The following is a 19511-nucleotide window of genomic DNA, read 5'->3' as shown; positions in this document are numbered from 1 at the left end:
TTTTTGCAGTGTTGAACATAGTTAGGTTGCTATTTACCCAAACCGTATTTACGCTATTTTTACTTTTAGCTTCATTTTCTACCCAAGGCAGTGCACTATTACCTACACTTGAAACGTTAAAGCAGCTGTTATCTGATAACCCTTCCGTTGCGCTTGAAGAAATTGACACACTCTTAAACAAAAACACAACTCCAACTTATCTCTCAGCAGCCTGGTTTAAACTCAGCCTAATGAAGATTGAAGCCCTCTCCTTGCTTGGCCATTATGAAGCTGCCTATCAAGCGATAGATGAGCTCAATCAGGTGTTAGATAAGGTCGCAGGCCCTGATGCCAAAAGTAAATTACTATTGAGTCACGCCACTGTGCTACTTAGTCAAAATCGTGCGACAGAGGCAGAAGAAAAACTTGAGCTGGCACTCAACACCACCTCTCAGGCTGATGAACGACTCATTGCCGACATTCATGGCCGCCTTGCTCATATTAATCGCTTTCGAGCAGACTACCTCCGCGCGTTAAATCATGCCGAGCAGGCCATCCAACTTGCAAAACGCATTAATGATGTTTCGCGACTCGCAGACTTCTATAACCAAATTGGCATTGTTTACGATTACATGGGCCAAATTGAGCAAGCCATCAGCTTTCATGAGCAATCTCTTATGCTACAGCGCAAACGCAATAACCAGCAAGGGATCTCCAACTCACTGTACAACATCGGCGAACTCTACCGTGATTTAGAAGAGTTTCCTCTTGCACTATCTCATTTTGAACAGGCACTCAAAGTCGATAAGTTATTAGGCAATCCGCGTCATATTGCCAACAGCTACGGTAAGATTGGTCAAGTCTTATATCAACAAGGAGAATATAAGCAAGCTCAAGTGTTTATTCTAAACGGCCTTGCCCTGACCAAGAAAATGGAAGCCGACAGCGATACGGCTTGGCAATTAAGCAATTTAGTCAATGTCCAACTTGCTCAAGGAGATGTGAATGATGCCTTAGATAGTGCAAATGAAGCGCTTACACTTGCGATAAAATCTGGTGCCAACCGAACCGAACGCACCGTTAGGCTGGCACTTGCTAATGTCTATTTGGCCCAAGATAAGAGTGAAGACGCCAAAGAACAGCTTGAACTATTGCTAAAGCAGCCTCAGCTTGGCACTCAAACGCAAAGCGATATTCACAAACAGCTGGCCTCAATTTATCAGCAAGCAGGCGAGTTTGAAGCCGCACTTACTCAATTAAAACAATATCAGCACGCACAAACTGAGCTAAAGAAGGTAAGCGATAAAAACAAAGCGTACAAAATGGCATTAAACATAGAGCTGGTGAAAAAAGAACAAGCGCTTAGCCTGTTACAAAAAGAGCAGTCACTGCAACAAGCAAATTTAGAAAACCTAAAGTTACAGCGAGGCTTGGCTATTTCCTCAGCCCTATTGCTGCTCGCAGGGCTTGCCATATACTTTTTAAGACAACGCCAGAAACAAAAACTAGAAGCCTTAGAGCAGCGTATGGCCGCGCGAGCTTTGGAGCAAAAAAACCAATTACTCGCCGATATTTCTCACGAGTTGCGTACCCCGTTAACTGGACTAAAACTGACAATTGAGGCGATGCAATTTAATATTGAGCCTGATATTGATGTCGCTTACAAAAAAGTGAACGGTAAAATCAACCAGCTGGACACCTTAATCTCAGATATTTATCAATCCGCTCAGTTTGACAATAATGTGATATCGTTAGAGCTCAGGCCGCTTGATATTAATATCATTGTTAAGGATTGCTGCGCAGAACTCACCCCCGTCTTTGCGAAAAAGCAGCAATCTCTGCAATGTGATTTAAGTGAGCTAGCCTTGCAGATAGAAGGCGACCCTCAGCGCCTAAAACAGGTCATCCTGAATCTTTTGCGAAACAGCCATTTTTACACCGATGCAGCGGGAACCAGCCTGATACATACACGCTTAGTCAACTCATATGCCATTATCACAGTGGAAGATTCAAGCCCAGGTGTAGCCACCTCGGAGCTGGATAAAATTTTTGAACGACTTTATCGCTGTGAACACTCTAGAAGTCGGGATCTTGGTGGCTCGGGGCTTGGACTTGCGATTAGCAAACATATTGTATTGGCACATCATGGTTCTATCCGCGCCAACCACAGCCCGCTTGGCGGGCTACTCGTTGAAGTGAAACTTCCGATTAAATCCGCTCAAAACGATATAGGCTACGCCAAATCACCGCAGTGATCTCACCTTTGTCATTCGCTTCAATGGTGACATCCGCGCCCCCTTCAAGTTCAATCAGGGTGTCTTCCTCAGTGGCGACAAATGCCATCAGGTTATCGCGGGCCATATCTAAGACGTTAAATCGCGTACCATCTCGGGTGATTTTCATTTTAAACTGATGATCTTTATCATAAGCATACAAACCTTCCAACTGCTTTGCCCGTTCCTCAGATAATGTAATCGCAGTTATCTTTTTACTGCGTATAAAATCCCAGCCGTAATGTTCGCTGATGGCAATGCGAAGCTCACCAAATACGGTACTCGCGGAGTCACCATTGGACATCAATACCATACCCTCACCTTTTTCCACAAATGCTTCAAAACGATTGCTAAAGCCTTTATTTTTACCGCCATGGGTGAAGACAAGCCCTTGCTCACGCTGTTCAAGCTCTGGTCCCAAACCCCATACGTCATGATGAACTTCAAGCATTTGCTTCGCCAGCTCAGGCGTGATGGGCCCCACAGTATTGCCGGCATATGCTTGTTGTACGGCCATAATATATTTAGCGAGATCCACCGGAGTGGTCCAAAGACCAGCAGCGGCTTGTTCTGGATAAACATGCCAGTCTCCATCGACTTGCTCGCCCTTATCGTCAAACGCGGCACTGGCTTTTGACCATAACGTTTTAGGTAGTGGTTGCGCATAGGTACTGTTGTGCATCCCTAGCGGAGTTAAAATTGCCTGTTGGACATACTCTTCAAATGGCATTTTTGTCACATCTGCCACGAGCAATTCCATTACCGTATAGCCACCGCCAGAATAGCGCCAAGCTTTACCTGGCAAAGTGTCAACTGTCACTAAATCGGTATTGCCTTTACCCATTAAGACTTCAACGTCAGTTGGAATTTTACTGCCACGCACGTAGCCCGGAAAACCATGTTGAGTGAGCCCAGAGGTGTGAGTCATTAACTGCCTTAAAGTAACGGGGTTGGCTTTGGTAAATTCGTTTGTTGGTACTTTCCAAGAGGTGAGATATTGATTAACGTCAGCATCTAAATCGACTTTTCCGTCTTGCGCTAACTTTAATACCGCGAGCGCTGCAACGGGTTTACTAATGGACCCTGCCTGAAATAGCGTTTCAGTGGTCACTTTACGATTTTGCTTTTTATCTGCAATGCCATAACCCTCAGCCCACACCACTTTACCATCTTTGATCACGGCAAGGCTTAAGCCCGGTAAATGCGTTTCTTGAAGACGCGTCTGCAAATCTACAGGTTGGTATTTTTGGCCTTTTAGCTGCACTCTAGGTAAAAGATTTTGTGCAACTTGTTGAACTTGATGTTGAGCCGAGTCAGTGGCGAAGGATGTCTGACTTAGCAAAGACGAGCAAAATATGGCGCAGTACAATAGTTTCGACATGATATTTCCCTTGTTATTATCGTTATTCACTCACTTTACACATTGATAAATGTGCGGTGAATGAATAACAGTATAATCATGAGATGAAGAAAAATGCACCTACATCAACTTTGTGCCTGAGACACTCGGCGATTAACGGGGTAACGCTCGAAATCCTCCCAGTAATGAATTCCACCTATCATCTCTTTTACTTGATAGCCCATTTTTGCAAGCTTACACGCGGCCTTTGTCGCACCGTTACACCCAGGGCCCCAACAATAAACCACGATTGGCGTGACCTTGTCATACTTAGCCATCGTCAGTTCGCTTATGTTTGCGCTTGGCATATTGACTGCGCCTTGAGCATGACTTTTGGCAAAGGCTTCATTCGACCTGACATCAAATAGCACAAAATCCTGCAGCCCCGTTAACATCGCCTGATAAACATCAGCACAATCCGTTTCGCAAGCCAACTTCATTGCAAAATACTGTGATACATCTACTTTCATCTTCTAACTCCTATTTAAATACCTTGGGTCCTAAATAACCAGAGCTGCGGATAAATATTTAACCTCACCCGAGGTCAACTAGGTTACGCACTCGATAGGCGTTAATGAATTCATATTTTTTGAAGGCGATGTTCATCATTTCGGAATAGGCAATCACAGCAAGCTCATTTAAACTGGTGGTATTCAATACGTGATTGAGTTTAGTGCAATGGAGTTTTACCATTTAAGGTCGTTTGTTGCGGTTGCAGAGGCCCAAAATCTAACAGCAGCAGCGAAACGACTGTACACCACACCACCTGCTATCAGCGCCCATATCAAAGCACTTGAGGAAGAACTCAATACCGTATTGTTTCATCGTTCTAGCAAAGGGATGCAGCTCACAGAGCAAGGTAAGATCTTGCTAGACAAAGCTAAGTTAACGCTTGCAAGTGCAAATGATTTAATGCACACCGCAGCGCAAGCCAAAACAATGCTCACAGGCGAGCTCAGACTTGGCTTGAACCACCCTATTGGCACCTCGAGCGAACTTAGCACACTAATAAAAACCCTCAACCAGCATTTTCCAAGTCTTTCTTTTTCGCTGGAATTACTCTCAAGTGGTGTCATCGTCGACAAACTCAGTGATGGCCTACTTGATGGTGGAGTTATTTATGGCGAAGTACCTGCACATTTTAGCGCTGTACCGCTCACAGAAGTTGCAGTTACCACCGCTTATCCAGCATCTTGGCCTACGCCATCACATAAAGCCGAATTGGCACAGATGACGTGGATACGTATGGGAAAAGGCTGCCCTTTTGATAAGCAACTTGATCAACAGCTAAGCGAAGTAAACGCGGTAAATATTAATGCTGCGGATGAGCGCTCCCGCTTGGCTTTAGTTAAGGCAGGACTCGGCGTGAGCTTTATTGAAGCCAACGCCATTGCAGATCAAGGAGCAGAGGTTGCCTTGTCTAGTTTGCTAGACTTTTCGCTCCCCGTACATTTTGTTGTAGTAAATCAAGCGCTCACAGAGCCTAAAGTGAACGCTGTGTACCAAGTCGTTTGTGCATCTATTGATGCTGCGCAAGGATAATCCCCTGCTGCTTTTTCGGCATTTTTTCGACTACAAGGCGAAATGAGTTATCCATCATCCGCTCAAGTTCTCCTGTAGGAATGGAGCCATCAAGCACCACCGTGTTCCAGAGCTTTTTATTCATGTGGTAACCCGGTAACACCGCACTAAAAATGTCTCGCAGCGCTTGCGCTTCATCAGGATCGCATTTGAGATTTACGCGCCAATGGGGATGCTCGTCATCTTCTTTGCCCATTTTACCAAGCGTCAACGTCGCGAACATTTTGTCTTTCACTTTAAATACATCAACGCCTTCACCAAAAGGCTGACTTACGCTGGTATAGGGTTTTGCAAGCAAGTAGTCGTGTACTTGTTGATGATCCATCTTATTCTTCTACCTTTAGATTAATCGTTGCCGCTTAGTAGTAAAGCATAATACCAAGCGGCGTAGTAGCATAAATTACTCAACCTGAGGTTTGAATAAGAAATACGCTAACTCATTGTTTTGAAGCTAAGGTTACTCAGGTTGTGGTGCCTGTCCTTGCCAACTCCAACTTGGAAATAGTTCGCCATTCACGACGGCATTATTACCAGAAAACAGCGAGTGCGGCCTTTCTTGCGTTACCCAATTTGTCGCAGAGGAGTGCTCCAACTCAAAAACCACGTTTCCAAAGAAGCTGTAAGGCCCTGACAAAGTCGAGTTTCTATAAGCAGCAAACAAGGTTTGACCGCCCATCATCAGTTCACCAACACTACTTTGCTGGTCGATTTCGGCGGCGCCTTTACTCCAGATCATCAATAGGTTTATATGCGACTGCCCATCTGCTAAAAAGTAGCCATTTCCAGCAACTTGTACTGCGTCGAACTGGTTCCCTTGGGTACTTCTAGCATTGGCGGTGTCAAACACATATGCTGTCATCGCCTGATTTCCGGCTACAAACTCAGCAAAAGCGCCCCCTGCTATTTTCACTTTAGCTTGGTTAAGGTTACCTAAGTAAAGATTACTATTATCTGTCACGATATAGTGGTATTCAGGCTCAGTGCCTTGCACTTGAGTCGCGACATTATCCAATCTTGCTATTCCCTGCGCCGTCACCGTTACGCTACTTTGCTGAGCGGTGCTAACAACCCCTAAGTTATTGAGCTTAACCGAACCAGACTCCACTAATACGGTCGGCTGCACGCCGTTTAGCGCCGCAGAGATAACATCTTGAGTATTATCAGACCCAGTAATGGTGATACCAGGTCTCGTGATCTTAATTGGGCCCTGACATTGTCCTTGAATAGCAAAGGTAATTTCATCGACAGGCCAACTTACTTGCTCAACGGCACGTTTCAGTAAGCTGGGGTTAGTATGACAGTTGATAGCAAAAGTATACGACCCACTGACGCTTTGTGATGCGACTTGCTTTGCCAAGACATGCAGCCTTTTGACATCGCTGTCATTTGTATCCTTTGCAAAAACATGGGAAGCGCAGATAGCGGATGCAACCAAACTGGTTGCAAATATGCTTGTACTTAATTTCATTTCCTTATCCTTTACACGTTTTATCCTGCCAATTGCAGTACCCTAAATCCTAATACAGATCCTTTGTTTTGCCAGGGCCTGTTGATCTTTGCTGTTTGACTTTTGTTCTCCTAAGTGTGTTTTGGTCGCGACGCTCGACTTGCCGCCTAGTAATCTAGGCAAAAGTTGAGCAACAATGAACAAAGCGCACTCAGGTGAACCCAAAGGGCAGTGCTTGATTGGCATTTCTACTGTGTTATCGCCTGACTTACATAGAACAACTATGCTACGCAGACTCTGCCTTGTATAAATACCAATCAAGCTGCTGCAAAAACAAACTTGAAAGATAAACAGGCCCTCGATATAAAATGCACTGTATATTTAAACACTACTGACACTCCCTGACACAACATCGTGGTTTACTCTTTTTGAACTCAAAAAGGAGAAAGACCATGCAACAAAATGTCGTAGAGATTGTAAAATTTAAATTGGCTCTTGGTGCTACAGAGAGTGACATTATGGGTGTAAACCCAGCTTTTACCGAGTGGGTTGAACAGCAACCTGGGCTACTATATCGTTCGTTGACTAAAGACAGTCAGACTGGCGAGTATTTAGATATTATTTATTGGCAATCGATGGAACATGCAAAAGCGGTTTCGGCGCAGTTCCCAAAAACCGAGGTATGCCAAAGGTTAACGCAATACATAGACAGCGAGAGTGTCACCATTAGTCACAGTAATGTACTCTCTCAAACGCCATGTAGCGGTTAATTAATCTGAGATTTGAATAACAAGGAAAACTCGTGCATAAATCCGAACGTCTCTTTCAGTTAGTGGATCTGCTCAAGGGTCGACGATTAGCGGTTACCGCTAAGTCATTGGCCGATCACTTTACGGTATCTGAGCGTACGATTTATCGCGATATTCAGGACTTACAAAGTTCTGGCGTGCCAATTGAGGGGGAGGCAGGTGTCGGCTATATTATTGGTGACTACCCACTGCCCCCTATGATGTTTAGCTATGATGAACTCACCGCACTGTTACTTGGCAGTAAAATGGTTGGAGCGTGGACGGATCCCGAACTAAGCGCGCATGCAAAAGCAGCAATTGCCAAAATAGAGGCCGTGCTACCCGCCCACCTCAAACAACAGCATGACCACTCCCCTTATTTGGTCTCGAGTTTTAAGCACGGACCACAACAACAATCCTTTAGCGCTACACTTAGGCTCGCTATTGCGGCTAAGCAGTGTGTACAACTTGAATATCAAGACGTTGCAAAGCAACAAACCCAGCGTATTATCGAGCCACTCGGATTGGTTTATTGGGGTGGAAAATGGACGCTGGTCGCATTTTGTCAGCTCCGCAGTGATTACCGTGAATTTCGCTTGGACCGTATCACCGCGATACATAAAAGTGAGCTGACCTTTACCGTAAATCCTGATAAAAACCTCAATCATTATGTTGAATTAGTTAAAGCCAAATACGCCGAAGAAATTGCACAGTACCAATGCCAAGCGCCGGATAAAAGTGGTAACTAATTCTAAGCTCACTGCCCAATTCATATTTTGTTACTAATACTTGCGTATCTAAAACCAACCTTTTCAAACTGCACCGCGACTAATTCTGTAAATCAGACATACTCCTTCGAGGTGCTTATGAAAACCACAAAATCAATACTCATTATTTCGGTAACACTGGCTTTGAGTGCCTGCGTTGGCTACTCCAATGCAAATCCAACAGAGCCGCAAACACAAGGTAGCTACCAGCTTATCGCTTACCAAGACTGTAACCCAATAATCAAACACACCATGGACGCCGAACAGGTTGCCGCATACAAAGTGCTCAAAGCAGCAGAGCTTGATATGTCAGCTTCTGAGTTACCAATGAAAGATATCGAAGACAAGCTCGCATTACTCAGCAAAGAAATGGAAGCCATTAGTAAAGAGGCTGTACAAGAAGACGACGATCAACTTGTGATCAATAAAGCACTACTGGCTAAACAAGAAGAAAAGGCCAAGCAGATTGAGGCGGTAATTGAAAGCCACGCTGCTAATTTTGATGCCATTGACGACTATGCAGAAAAAATCGAAGCGGCAGCAAATCGTTTTGATAAAGCTTTAAAACCCATAATCGGTGACTTAAAAGAGGTCAATATTAATATCATCGAACCCGGTGACACCCAGAGTGTCCAGTGTCTCGCTTCAAGCTAAGCAAGTTGAACTAACGAAATGGAGGAAAATATTCCTCCAACTGTATTTGCTCATCGCTGTTATCACCGTTTAGACAAATTGATATGGACTTTAGCTGGCTTGCGGGTGTGAGTGTTTTAACTCCTGTCACGATATGAGGAAAGTATATAGGTAGCGAAAAACCATATAACTTGCTATTCATATATAATGAATATGGACACACCTTTTTACAAAAGAGGCAAGTGCTCTTTGACTAAATCTTTAAGTATCATGGAAAAGAAAGAAGCAAGTATCCCAGACTGGGTTAAAGATATCGATATTGGAAGAGCAACAGAGAACCTCCTCATGGGGGTGATTTTGTTTGTTGGCAGACTTGTTATAACCTCATGGGACTTCTTGTTTAGACCTCAGCGAGTTAGGGATGAAGTTTTATCAATTAAAGAGTTGAAAGACTCATACAAACTTACGCATGTAAGACCACTAGTATTCTTTGTGATAATAGGTTTTATATCCATTGCATTTTCATATAAATCTTTGAACCAGCTAATATTTATTAGTTGGTTATTTGAACGATATGATTTTTTGAGTAGCGGAATTAACACAGAGGCTTCTAAATTTTCGATAACCAAAGCTGCTGGAGCTATGATTCCAACAGTCCTTATTATTTCTTTATATGCCTTTGTAACGCAAAAAGTTTTCTCGAAATTAAATTTAACGCCCCAGTTCAAACTGCACCTTGCAATATGTTGCTACACATCAGGCATGCTACTCCTTATGCTTATGTTTACAAACATGTATGAAATGCATATTTGGGCAGATCCAAATAATGACTCGACAATAAATGACACTATTAGACCTGCTATTGGTACTATTGGAATGGTGGGCTCAGCCTTGCTGAGCCTCTTCGTTATTTATCGATATTTCTACTATTTATATGTTATTTCAGCTAGCTCACTTGCCAAGACAATAATGGCAACTTTGTTGTCTGCAATGGTTTTTTGGTGTTTATTTTTTGTCATCGGTTTGTTTATGGATCCTGTGTTGAAGTCCATAAATTAAAAAGCGCTGACACCCATCATTATTTGTACATATACAGGTCAGGCAGGTTAACAAGTATAAAAATACTTAAATCACTGAGACCTGTTGTTCTGAACTGTTTGATTTTCGTTCCTATTATTGGGCTCGGCAGCGACGTTCAATTTGCCGTATTGTAGTCGAAGCAAAATTGAGCAACAATGAACAAATCACAGGTAAGCGACCTAGGAGGCAGCGCTTGATCGACATCTATTCTGTGCAGCACAACATGGGGGAAGGTAACTTTGCAAGAGGGCAAAGCTTCTGGGGCCATACTTACATGGAGTAATTATGCTACGCAAGCTTCCTCTTCTGTATAAATGGCACTCTAACTACTGCAAAAACAGACTTGAAAGTTCAATAGGTCCTAAGATAATTTACGAAGTTTTTGAGCACGAAGTCTCTAAACACTTTTATTCTCATAGGTTGATGTTTGTCCTGTAGATAGACTAGGGATAATGGCGTTGATTTAGGTTGCCAATATTCAAACACAGGCACTAAGCTTCCCTCATCACGCTCTTTTCTACAATAAATCTCTGGAACCCGAATAATGCCATTCCCACGCAGTGCTGAGTAGAGCATTATTCTCCCATTTTTACATACAAGGTCACCTTTTACCGTTACTTCTTGAATAACTTGGGATTCACTGTTTTTCAATGTCCAAGTATTCATACTTCCCACTATACATTTATGTTCAACTAAATCTTTAGGCTCGCTAGGCTGACCATATTGTTTTACGTACTCCGGGCTTGCATATATACCAATAGAAAGTTCGGTCAGCTTCCTTGCAATCAATGCTGAATCCGCTAACTCTCCCATTCTAAAAACAAAGTCAAATTCACCTGAAACCAAATCAACTCTCCTGCTACTAAAATCGAGTAACACATTCATTTCAGGGTTTTCCTTCATAAAATCAGCGACCAATGGGCCAACAATATTTTCCCCTATATACCCACCCACACAATTAATCTTTATTTCACCCGAAAGCTCGGTTGCGCTTTCCATCGCCCTGTCAATGGCATGTTCTATACCATTGAATGAACGTTTGCATTTTTCGTAAAAGAGTTCGCCAGATGGTGTTAGGTGTTGAGTACGTGTAGTCCTTACCAACAGACTGACACCTAGGTTAGCTTCTAGTTGAGATAACTGTTTCGATACTTGTGAGCGAGAGCAAAGTAGCTTGGCAGCTGCTTTAGTAAAGCTTCCTTCTTCAACTAACACAATGAAGCTCTTAATATCAGAATAATTAATGTCTCTCTTCATGTTTCATACCAAGTTGAATTTAAGTCCATAATATCTATTCGATCCTTTTTGTAAACAGTAGTGTGAATTAGAAGCTATATATCATCAAAAAGATTTTGAATAGAATTTCTCCTGTAGCTTAAATAGTAAGTTTATTAATTCAAAAAAACATCATGAATAAAATTAGCGATGCTCAATACTTTGAACATCATCTAATATGGAGAGAATGATAATGAAAAAATTGGTTGTTATTACTGGCGCAAGCTCAGGTATCGGTGCAGCAATTGCCAAGCGTTTTAATGCAGCAGGTTATACTTTACTATTAGTTGCGCGACGTATAGAAAAGTTAGAAGCGCTCAACTTATCCAACTGTTTATGTGAACAAGTTGATGTAACCGATAGAGAGGCTTTTTCTAAAGTCATTGCAAAAGCTGAAGCACAATATGGTCCGGTCGAATGTTTAATCAATAATGCTGGAGTGATGTTACTTGGACAAGTAGACACTCAGGACAGTGATGAATGGCAAAAGATGTTTGACGTTAATGTGTTGGCCTTACTTAGCGGTATGCAAGCCGTTTTATCACCCATGAAGAAGCGTAAAAGCGGAACTATCATCAATGTTAGCTCCATAGCCGGTCGAAAGACTTTTAGCAATCATGCCGCATACTGTGGAACTAAGTTTGCCGTTTCTGCAATATCTGAAAATGTAAGAGAAGAAGTTGCAGACTTTGGCGTGCGTGTTTCTACTATTTGTCCGGGTGCGGTGGAAACAGAGTTATTGAGTCATACAACGTCTGACGACATAAAAGATGGTTATGAAGACTGGAAACAAACGATGGGAGGAGCATTAGTTGCAGATGATATTGCTCGTGCAGCGCTGTTTATTCAAGAGCAACCTCAACAAGTTTGTATTCGTGAGTTATTAGTTGCAGCAACTCGCCAGCAGCCTTAAACACTCATTAAGCGATATCCGTACAAAGTAAAACGCTGACACCCACCATTATTGCCACTGAAGTTTGAGGTGGGTGTCCGATTGACATTATCTGATTTAACTACTTTATGGGCTTCCAAGTTAACTTCTATGCTCTATTGAGTTAAGTCTATACGTTGTTGGACTCATCGCTTTAAGTCGCAATAGCCATTGGAAAACAGAAACACCATAAATCATAATTTTGGTGCGCATTTTGCTCTATATATTTGCTTGCAACTTGGAAGGGATCTCAATACCTCACGCAAGCAACCCAAATTGCGGTAGGAAACTACCCATTCATTTTTTACTAAGGAGTAGAGCAAAATGAAAAAACTGTTAACCTCAGGCGCTTTTATTGTCACCTGCGTTCTAAGCGGTTTTGCACACGCCAACGATATCAATCCGCAACTACAAGCAAAGCTAGATGAAGCAAATTACTTATATGAGTCTGGCCGCTATCGAGAAGCGTTAGATATCATTCATTGGCTTGATAAGAAGGGGGTGGCAATTGACCACGATTTTTATCCAGTGCGTTTAGGCACACTTTTGCCGCTCTGGAAAAGATTATCCTCAACATATAACCCTGCGCGAACTAGTTATAATTCAAAGTTAAAAGTCACCATTTTTGATACGATTAATAACCCTCAAAATTGCACGAGTTATGACGACACGCAAGTAATGCTCGATATCAATGGCAGCTATGATGAGTTTATTACTTTACTAGAGAATAAAGAAGTTGATTACCCGAAGGTGTGGCAGCGTTGCTGGGATCAAGCTAGTACGTTAGCAGCAGTGGAACATGCTTCAAAACCGCTAATCGAGTCATACTTAGTTGACTTATCTGATCACTTTGACTCTCATTTTGTGCCATTAATTGATGGCTTATACATACAATGCTCAGATTATGATGGTGATGAAGAAACGGAGTGTCAAGACGGCGTCAAAGACTATCTCATGGATATCTCTTTATCATACCAAAATGCGGCTATGATCCATTATGGGCTATCAGAGGCAGGGAGTATAGGTGGATCGACCTTAAAGCTACTTTTAAAGTGGCAAAACTTAGAACTTTAATTTCACAAACTAACTAACGTGAAAGCGCGGGGATCTCCCTGCGCTGCAAGCTTCACACCCTATTCCTTCAAGCACTATATTACATTTATCGTTGTTGTTTTATTCACAATGACTTCGCTCTTATATGTGCCTTTTACCCCCCAACCTTCTTTGTGAGATTACTTATACCTTTAATTACCGGTAAATACCTACAAGCAGCATCACTAAAGTGGTTGGCAATAAAACATCGAGATGCCAAAGAAGAGCCCTGCAGTTTATCCAAACGAACATACACCGAACTCGAACATCCAAGACAACAGATTGACGTGCTTTGAATGTGCTTTGCCATAATCCCACTATTATTACTATTGATATATTGAAAAGCAACGAAGAATCTAAACGCTGACACTTAGCATTATTCGTAGCTAAACCCTTGGATGTGTCGAAGTTAGTGGTGATTGCCCGACCCAAATAACATCAGGATAGTTACATTCAAAATAATGAACTCGTTTTTAGGTGGCAATTTTAAAGCATAGTGCTCTAGCAAAAGATACGAATTATGCTCCGCTATAGCCTTCAATACAGGCTACTGCGTTGTATGTTTTAGTGTATTAAATCAGATACAAAGTATGTTATGTTCGTTCATGCTAGCCTCAGCTGTTTAGCTATTCAACAAATTAATTATGGCTTTGCTTTATATTAAGCTAACCCACAAAAAAGAGAAGGCGAGCATGGTGTGGGGGTCATTGTATCTATATATTTCGGAGGGTCGGCAGTGAATGATATTGAAAAGAATAAGTTAATCAAAACAAGCTGGGATTTACATAGTTTGGTAGAAAATAGCTACCTTGACAATCCCGCTACCAAAGGCGATGAAGAATGGCTAGAAAAACAGCGTATTCTGCTAGCTGACATGGCCATTCATTTATTACAAACAGCTATTAAGCCAGGTAACATAGAGCTTGATAAATTAAAAAATAACCTGCACTCCATTCTAACAATCACAGATCAATTTTTACCCCACTCAGGGCTTAAAGAAGCAACAGAGAAACTTTACAAGTAAACATATAATACATTTCCAAGCTAGTAATTACCGTAGTTTGGTTTTCTGTAGTAGTCATGTTTTACACTTGATTATTGCGATAACAGCCGATTTTATTTATTGCACTACTGATACTTTTGCATATTGAGCAAATGACAGGACAATTCTGGCTTGTGCTTAATACCGTGTTTGTCGCTGCAAGATATTGGCTCAGCTACGAGCACATACTAGTCAGTAATTTACGGTTGCGAACCCTATTGTTTCGGTTAAGTAGCTTTTACTTGTTTTTTGCTTGGTTTAGCTTCTTGTTCGACAAAGTGTAAAAAGTCTCAGATTAAAGGATTTTACACTGGCTAAGTTACGTACAAGTTTGTTACATTAACCACAACAATAACCTTAGGTTTTGGTTGTGCTGCAGTCTAGGTTGAATGGCGTCAAAATACACAGCAACTTTAGTAGGAAGCTTACGCTCCTACTCGCTGTTATTTACGGCGCTGTATTTTTGTTTAGCCCCTCAATTTTTGCGCTTGATGACAATTGCTCGCTCACGACCGCTCACGGTAACTCGATTTCGCTTGCTATCAATACCACGTCTTATCGCAAAATTGAGCGCGGCAACAACACCATCTCGATAGCCTGCAATTTAAATGAGGACAGCGTTTTTTCATTTGTAGATGTTGGCCTTAATCACTATCAATGGCGAGTCAACGCCCCGCCGCCAGTTAAGTTCTCACAACCCGCATTTATCCTTCCAAAAGGTAAGTACATAGCAACCTTAAGCTTAGGTTCTATGCAAATTCATACGCCAAGATTTAGGCTGATGAGCATGGAGAAATTTATTTGGGAAAGTCAAAAAAGCAGCCTAGTCATGGGCGCATTTTATGGCCTTTGCTTTACCTTGATTTGCTATGTATTGATCATGGGGAGTCGCCTCAATGATCCTATATTTAGGCTTTACGGCGCTTATATCTTCTGCCTTTGTGGATTTGTATTATTCCAAGAAGGGCAATTAAATCTTTTTGTTTCATCTCAGTATAAGCCATTACTCAAACACGCATATTTACTTAGTATTGGTCTCACTGTGGTTTCAGCAACTTGGTTTATGTTGAGTATCCTACTTGTTGACAAACACTGGCCAAAACTCGTGTTGTTACTTAAAAGTGCCGCGGGTATCGTGATGCTCCTGAGCATACTTAAAATTCCCACTCAACAAGCACAATTGTCCTACTTATTAAGCCAAATTATGGCCTATATCACCCTCGTTATTGTCGCCACTATCTTTGTGCTATCAGCTCTTCAAACCAAGCGTAAAATTGGCGAAGCAAGTTTGGTTTTTGCGGCACTGAGCCTAGTATTAGTCGGCATGGTATTTCGCGTGCTGTTAGTGGGATATAGCCCATTTATGCAGCGCTATGCACTTATTTTTGCGTTTGCCATTGAGTCTTTACTGCTTGCCGTTGCGGTATCTAAACGCATCGGACGACTCAGACAGCAAAAGCAACAAGCTGAAAATGAAGCAAATTATGATCAATTGTGCGGCATTTTTAACCGTCGAGGCTGGTACAAACAAGCCAACGTGCTAGTCGAGCAGTTTAATAAGCGCGGTGGTGTTCTGGCATTATTTTACATTGACTTAGATAAGTTTAAGTTGATTAATGACCAATTTGGTCACGATGCTGGAGATAAGGCGCTTGCCCATGTTGCGACGTTTTTGTCATCAAGTATCAGAAAACAAGATATTGTAGGACGCCTAGGTGGTGATGAGTTTGCAGCGCTCTGCTTATTTGACGACACACAATCCGCAGAAGAAAAAGCACAACAGCTGCAACAACAACTCAATACCTTGCAATTTAGTCATGGAAAACAAGAGGTAGCAATTCAAGGTAGTGTCGGGCGAGCATTTTCCCAACACCCGATAACAGATATCAGCGACTTAATCGCACAAGCTGACAAGCAAATGTATCAGCAAAAAACCTTATCTTAAAGCTTAGGCTGCCTTAAGGTAAGGCTCTTGGCCTTTGTGCTTTACGCTACGTTGATAACTACCTTTGCCTTTTTTGCTCTTTTCAACTTTCGCCTTAAACAATGGGCTGGTTACCAACGCTTTTAGTGCGTTATCTTTAATTTCACCACGCTGATGAGCATGCTGAAGTTTGCTTTTTTTAGTCATGACTTACTCCAAATAAGAATCATATAAATTGATAGTATTGATGTATAAATTCCGGCCATCAACAAGCGCGAATATTAACCTAAATGCTTTAAAGCGCAATGGCTTTTAGCAATAAATTTTCGTCTTTTTGACTGTTATTTTAAAGTTAAGTTCATACCCACGCTCTATACTTAAATGCAGCCCTTTCAAGTCAAGCTAAACATTCGCGACAATGACCGATATCAAGATTGCAACCGGGATCAGCATACATTATCAGGATGAGGGTGCGCCTCACGCCCCCGTTATTATCTTGATAATGGGTCTTGGGGCACAAATGACAATTTGGCCAGATGAATTGTACTTTGGGCTAGTCAATAAAGGTTTTCGGGTGATCCGTTTTGATAATCGCGACACGGGATTATCGAGCCACTTGGATCATCTAGGTTCACCAAGTGTGATAAAAACCATGCTGAGCAAAAAACTTCCCATTCGCGCTTCTGTTCCCTATACCCTAGAGGATATGGCCGAAGATGTTGTCGCTTTGATGGCAGGACTTAAGATTAAACGCGCCCACCTAGTTGGTGCTTCTATGGGCGGGATGATTGCACAAATCGTTGCCGCTAAGCATAAAAAGAAAGTGGTTAGTTTGACCTCAATTATGTCAACCTCAGCGTATCCCAAGTTTACCGCAGCAAATGTAAAAGTCATGCTGCAACTGGCAAAAGCACGGCCAAAGTCAGACTGCCACCAATCTGCCATTCAATACAATATAAAACTCAACCAGCTGATCGGCAGTCCCGCTTACCCTCAAGACGAAGGGACGCTACATCAACAAGCCAAACACAGCATTGAACGCGCGCATAACCCGCAGGGATTTAAGCGTCAGCTTGCGGCGATTGTCGCAAGCCAATGTCGCAAGCACACGCTGGCACAGATAAAAACGCCAACACTTGTGATCCATGGTACCGACGACCCTATTTTTCCCGCAGCCGCTGGTCAGCAAACCGCCGCAACCATTCGCAAATCCAAACTAAAGTTGGTCAATGGGATGGGCCATGACTTCCCTCCAATGCTCATGCAAAAAATTGCCAAGTGGGTGGCAAAGCACGCAACTAAAGCAGAGCGAAAGCGATTAAAAAAGAAACAACGAAAACAAAATGCGACCCAAGAGACTGCGAATAAAAAAATCCCGAAAAATCAATCAAACACAACCCAACAAAATACAGTTCACAATAAATAACATCCCCTAATATTACGCCCGTAAAGCCTGATGCCGCTCGCCTTCGCAGCGTAATTCAATCTAAATGAGAAGCAACAATCTCACCTTTATCGTTAAATTAAAGTAAATTACCATTTGACAAACGCACATAAAAGCAACAACAATTAAATCGTTCCAAACACATTTGGACGAAAAATGAAAATAACCATGGATACAACATCAACAGATATCTGCCCACAAAAAGTGGAACGATACAAAAGAGGTCAACATGAGCATCATTATAGCTAAAACGCGATTCCAACGTTCTTTTATAGCAGCCGCTTTAGTGAGCCTGGGCTTAAGCTCGGCGCACGCAAACAGCGATCTGACTACTGCCAATGCCGCTGTTATCAGCGTTTCAGGAGAAAACCAGCCCTATGAAGGCAAAGTCAACGCATTTGATAATAACCACTACAGCAAGTGGCTTACTTTTTCAGCTTCCGGTTGGATAAGCTATGCGTTTAGCGAAGCAGTTAATTTAACAGCTTACACCCTCACTTCCGCGAACGATGCGCCACAAAGAGATCCCAAAAATTGGACGCTTCAAGGCTCTCAAGACGGTCAAGTGTGGTTCACTATAGATTCGCAAAACAATCAAAGTTTTACTTCAAGACATCAAACTAAGCAGTTCAATGTCAGTACCAATCAAGCGTACCGCTTTGTGCGCTTAAATGTCACCGCAACGCAAGGTGCCAATTTATTACAGCTTGCAGAAATCGAATTTATCGGTGCTCCGGCAAACGGTGGCACAACCTTGCCATTTAACCAAAGTGGTAGCGTTACTCCTGGTCAATGGGCGCATTTTGGGCCATTTACAAGCTCAGCTCCTATCACAGCAACCTTGACCGGCAGCGGTGATGCAGATCTATACCTAAAAGCAAATAGTCAACCGACCACCGCAAGTTATGACTGCCAAAGTATCACTGATGCCAGCTCCAACGAGCGCTGCGATATAAGCTCAAATGCGCCGGTTTATGTTTCTGTATACGGTTTCCAAAGCGCCAATTATGAATTAGCCGTCAGTAGTGAAAGCACACCACCAAACGACACATGGCAACGTCCGGAAGTAAACTTTGTTGATGTTAACCCTGAAACACAAGGCTCGGCATTATTTAAACGGATCATATCAAACCCAGCCGCGCATATGGCCGAACGCTGTGTGGATGTAGCAAAAGTGCTATACCGCGACGCCAGTGAATCCCAGCGTTTTAGAAAATTGCAGTTTGAGCTAAGAGCCAAAGATCATTGGGGTAAGGATTTCGTTGCCTATAAGATGGGACGAGACGGTTCAGGTGAGATGACTATCGTCGTTAGCACCGCGCATTTAGAACGTATTTATCGCGATAATAACAACAACGATGCCGTGATCCGTGATGAAATCGACGGAATTTTATTCCATGAGGTCACCCATGGTTACAATAACTCGCCACTGACTCATGACAGCTATGGTGATGGCAAGGCAAACTGGGCATACACCGAAGGTCTAGCTGACGCAGTGCGGATCGGTGCGGGTTTTCATAAATCACGCTCACCAGATATCATCAACGCTAAACGCTGGCTTAGTGGCTACACCACAACTGGGTTTTTCTTGCATTACGTCAAACAACAGCACGACTCAGAGTTTATCTACAAGTTTAACAAAGCGGCGAAAGATATGGGCAATTATACCTGGTCATTTGATGCTGCATTTCAACACATCTTGGGCCGAAGTGTTGAAGATGTTTGGAACGAATATGTCGCCTTTATCCAAAATGGTGGACAGCTGGAGTATTAATTTTTAAATAGTAACTCCGCCACGTAAAAGGGTCTAACAAATTTCTCTGAGAAACTCCTCTATAAGACTCCTTTACGTGGTA

Annotated in this window: 18 protein-coding genes; 12 read left to right on the top strand and 6 right to left on the bottom strand. The window is 42.5% G+C overall.

Annotated elements, in window-relative coordinates:
• Positions 1 to 8 precede the first annotated feature (8 nt).
• Entirely contained in the window at positions 9 to 2234 is a 2226-nt protein-coding gene (locus DRB05_RS02710; protein WP_240036193.1) for a tetratricopeptide repeat protein, read from the top strand.
• On the opposite strand, the gene DRB05_RS02705 is transcribed toward DRB05_RS02710, so the two are convergent.
• Positions 2188 to 3633, bottom strand: a complete 1446-nt coding sequence (locus DRB05_RS02705) for a serine hydrolase domain-containing protein (protein ID WP_128725573.1) — start codon at positions 3631 to 3633, stop codon at positions 2188 to 2190. The two genes, DRB05_RS02710 and DRB05_RS02705, sit on opposite strands and share 47 nt — an antisense overlap.
• Before the next feature lie 104 nt (positions 3634 to 3737).
• Complete coding sequence (locus DRB05_RS02700; RefSeq protein WP_128725572.1) at positions 3738 to 4121, bottom strand: rhodanese-like domain-containing protein; 384 nt, start codon at positions 4119 to 4121, stop codon at positions 3738 to 3740.
• A 190-nt stretch (positions 4122 to 4311) separates the two neighbouring features.
• Between DRB05_RS02700 and DRB05_RS02695 the strand changes: the two genes are divergently transcribed.
• Entirely contained in the window at positions 4312 to 5193 is an 882-nt protein-coding gene (locus DRB05_RS02695) for a LysR family transcriptional regulator (protein WP_128725571.1), read from the top strand.
• Here DRB05_RS02695 and DRB05_RS02690 read toward each other — a convergent pair.
• Complete coding sequence (locus DRB05_RS02690) at positions 5171 to 5557, bottom strand: MmcQ/YjbR family DNA-binding protein (RefSeq protein WP_128725570.1); 387 nt, start codon at positions 5555 to 5557, stop codon at positions 5171 to 5173. The genes DRB05_RS02695 and DRB05_RS02690 overlap by 23 nt on opposite strands.
• Before the next feature lie 132 nt (positions 5558 to 5689).
• Positions 5690 to 6700, bottom strand: coding sequence for a hypothetical protein (locus DRB05_RS02685; RefSeq protein WP_128725569.1), 1011 nt, complete (start codon positions 6698 to 6700; stop codon positions 5690 to 5692).
• Positions 6701 to 7131: 431 nt separating this feature from the next.
• On the opposite strand from DRB05_RS02685, the gene DRB05_RS02670 reads away from it, so the two are divergent.
• From DRB05_RS02670 to DRB05_RS02655, 4 genes are all read left to right on the top strand, one after another.
• Entirely contained in the window at positions 7132 to 7449 is a 318-nt protein-coding gene (locus DRB05_RS02670; RefSeq protein WP_099642794.1) for a hypothetical protein, read from the top strand.
• A gap of 32 nt (positions 7450 to 7481) precedes the next feature.
• The gene (locus DRB05_RS02665) at positions 7482 to 8216 is read left to right on the top strand and encodes a YafY family protein (RefSeq protein WP_128725567.1); all 735 of its coding nucleotides are present in this window, start codon (positions 7482 to 7484) and stop codon (positions 8214 to 8216) included.
• 117 nt (positions 8217 to 8333) lie between these two features.
• Entirely contained in the window at positions 8334 to 8888 is a 555-nt protein-coding gene (locus tag DRB05_RS02660) for a hypothetical protein (protein ID WP_128725566.1), read from the top strand.
• A 249-nt stretch (positions 8889 to 9137) separates the two neighbouring features.
• Positions 9138 to 9926, top strand: a complete 789-nt coding sequence (locus DRB05_RS02655; protein ID WP_128725565.1) for a hypothetical protein — start codon at positions 9138 to 9140, stop codon at positions 9924 to 9926.
• A gap of 372 nt (positions 9927 to 10298) precedes the next feature.
• Here the strand turns inward: DRB05_RS02655 and DRB05_RS02650 are convergent, their stop codons facing one another.
• Positions 10299 to 11204, bottom strand: coding sequence for a LysR family transcriptional regulator (locus DRB05_RS02650; protein WP_128725564.1), 906 nt, complete (start codon positions 11202 to 11204; stop codon positions 10299 to 10301).
• 211 nt (positions 11205 to 11415) lie between these two features.
• On the opposite strand from DRB05_RS02650, the gene DRB05_RS02645 reads away from it, so the two are divergent.
• The 4 genes from DRB05_RS02645 (at position 11416) to DRB05_RS02625 (ending at position 16232) form a co-directional block, all read left to right on the top strand.
• Positions 11416 to 12135, top strand: a complete 720-nt coding sequence (locus DRB05_RS02645; protein ID WP_128725563.1) for an SDR family oxidoreductase — start codon at positions 11416 to 11418, stop codon at positions 12133 to 12135.
• A 342-nt stretch (positions 12136 to 12477) separates the two neighbouring features.
• Complete coding sequence (locus tag DRB05_RS02640) at positions 12478 to 13227, top strand: hypothetical protein (protein ID WP_128725562.1); 750 nt, start codon at positions 12478 to 12480, stop codon at positions 13225 to 13227.
• 754 nt (positions 13228 to 13981) lie between these two features.
• Positions 13982 to 14269, top strand: a complete 288-nt coding sequence (locus DRB05_RS02635) for a hypothetical protein (protein WP_128725561.1) — start codon at positions 13982 to 13984, stop codon at positions 14267 to 14269.
• Between the two features lie 481 nt (positions 14270 to 14750).
• A complete protein-coding gene (locus DRB05_RS02625; protein ID WP_239965303.1) occupies positions 14751 to 16232 on the top strand; it encodes a diguanylate cyclase in 1482 nt (493 codons plus the stop codon).
• A gap of 3 nt (positions 16233 to 16235) precedes the next feature.
• On the opposite strand, the gene DRB05_RS02620 is transcribed toward DRB05_RS02625, so the two are convergent.
• Positions 16236 to 16418, bottom strand: a complete 183-nt coding sequence (locus tag DRB05_RS02620) for a ribosome alternative rescue factor ArfA (protein ID WP_010606219.1) — start codon at positions 16416 to 16418, stop codon at positions 16236 to 16238.
• A gap of 211 nt (positions 16419 to 16629) precedes the next feature.
• Between DRB05_RS02620 and DRB05_RS02615 the strand changes: the two genes are divergently transcribed.
• Entirely contained in the window at positions 16630 to 17637 is a 1008-nt protein-coding gene (locus DRB05_RS02615) for an alpha/beta hydrolase (protein ID WP_128725559.1), read from the top strand.
• Positions 17638 to 17884: 247 nt separating this feature from the next.
• Positions 17885 to 19429, top strand: coding sequence for a basic secretory protein-like protein (locus tag DRB05_RS02610; RefSeq protein WP_128725558.1), 1545 nt, complete (start codon positions 17885 to 17887; stop codon positions 19427 to 19429).
• The last annotated feature ends 82 nt before the right edge of the window (positions 19430 to 19511 follow it).

Origin of the sequence: Pseudoalteromonas sp. A757, assembly GCF_004103285.1 — a bacterium.
Lineage (GTDB): Bacteria > Pseudomonadota > Gammaproteobacteria > Enterobacterales > Alteromonadaceae > Pseudoalteromonas > Pseudoalteromonas galatheae.
This window is presented reverse-complemented; position numbering and strand designations above follow the sequence as displayed.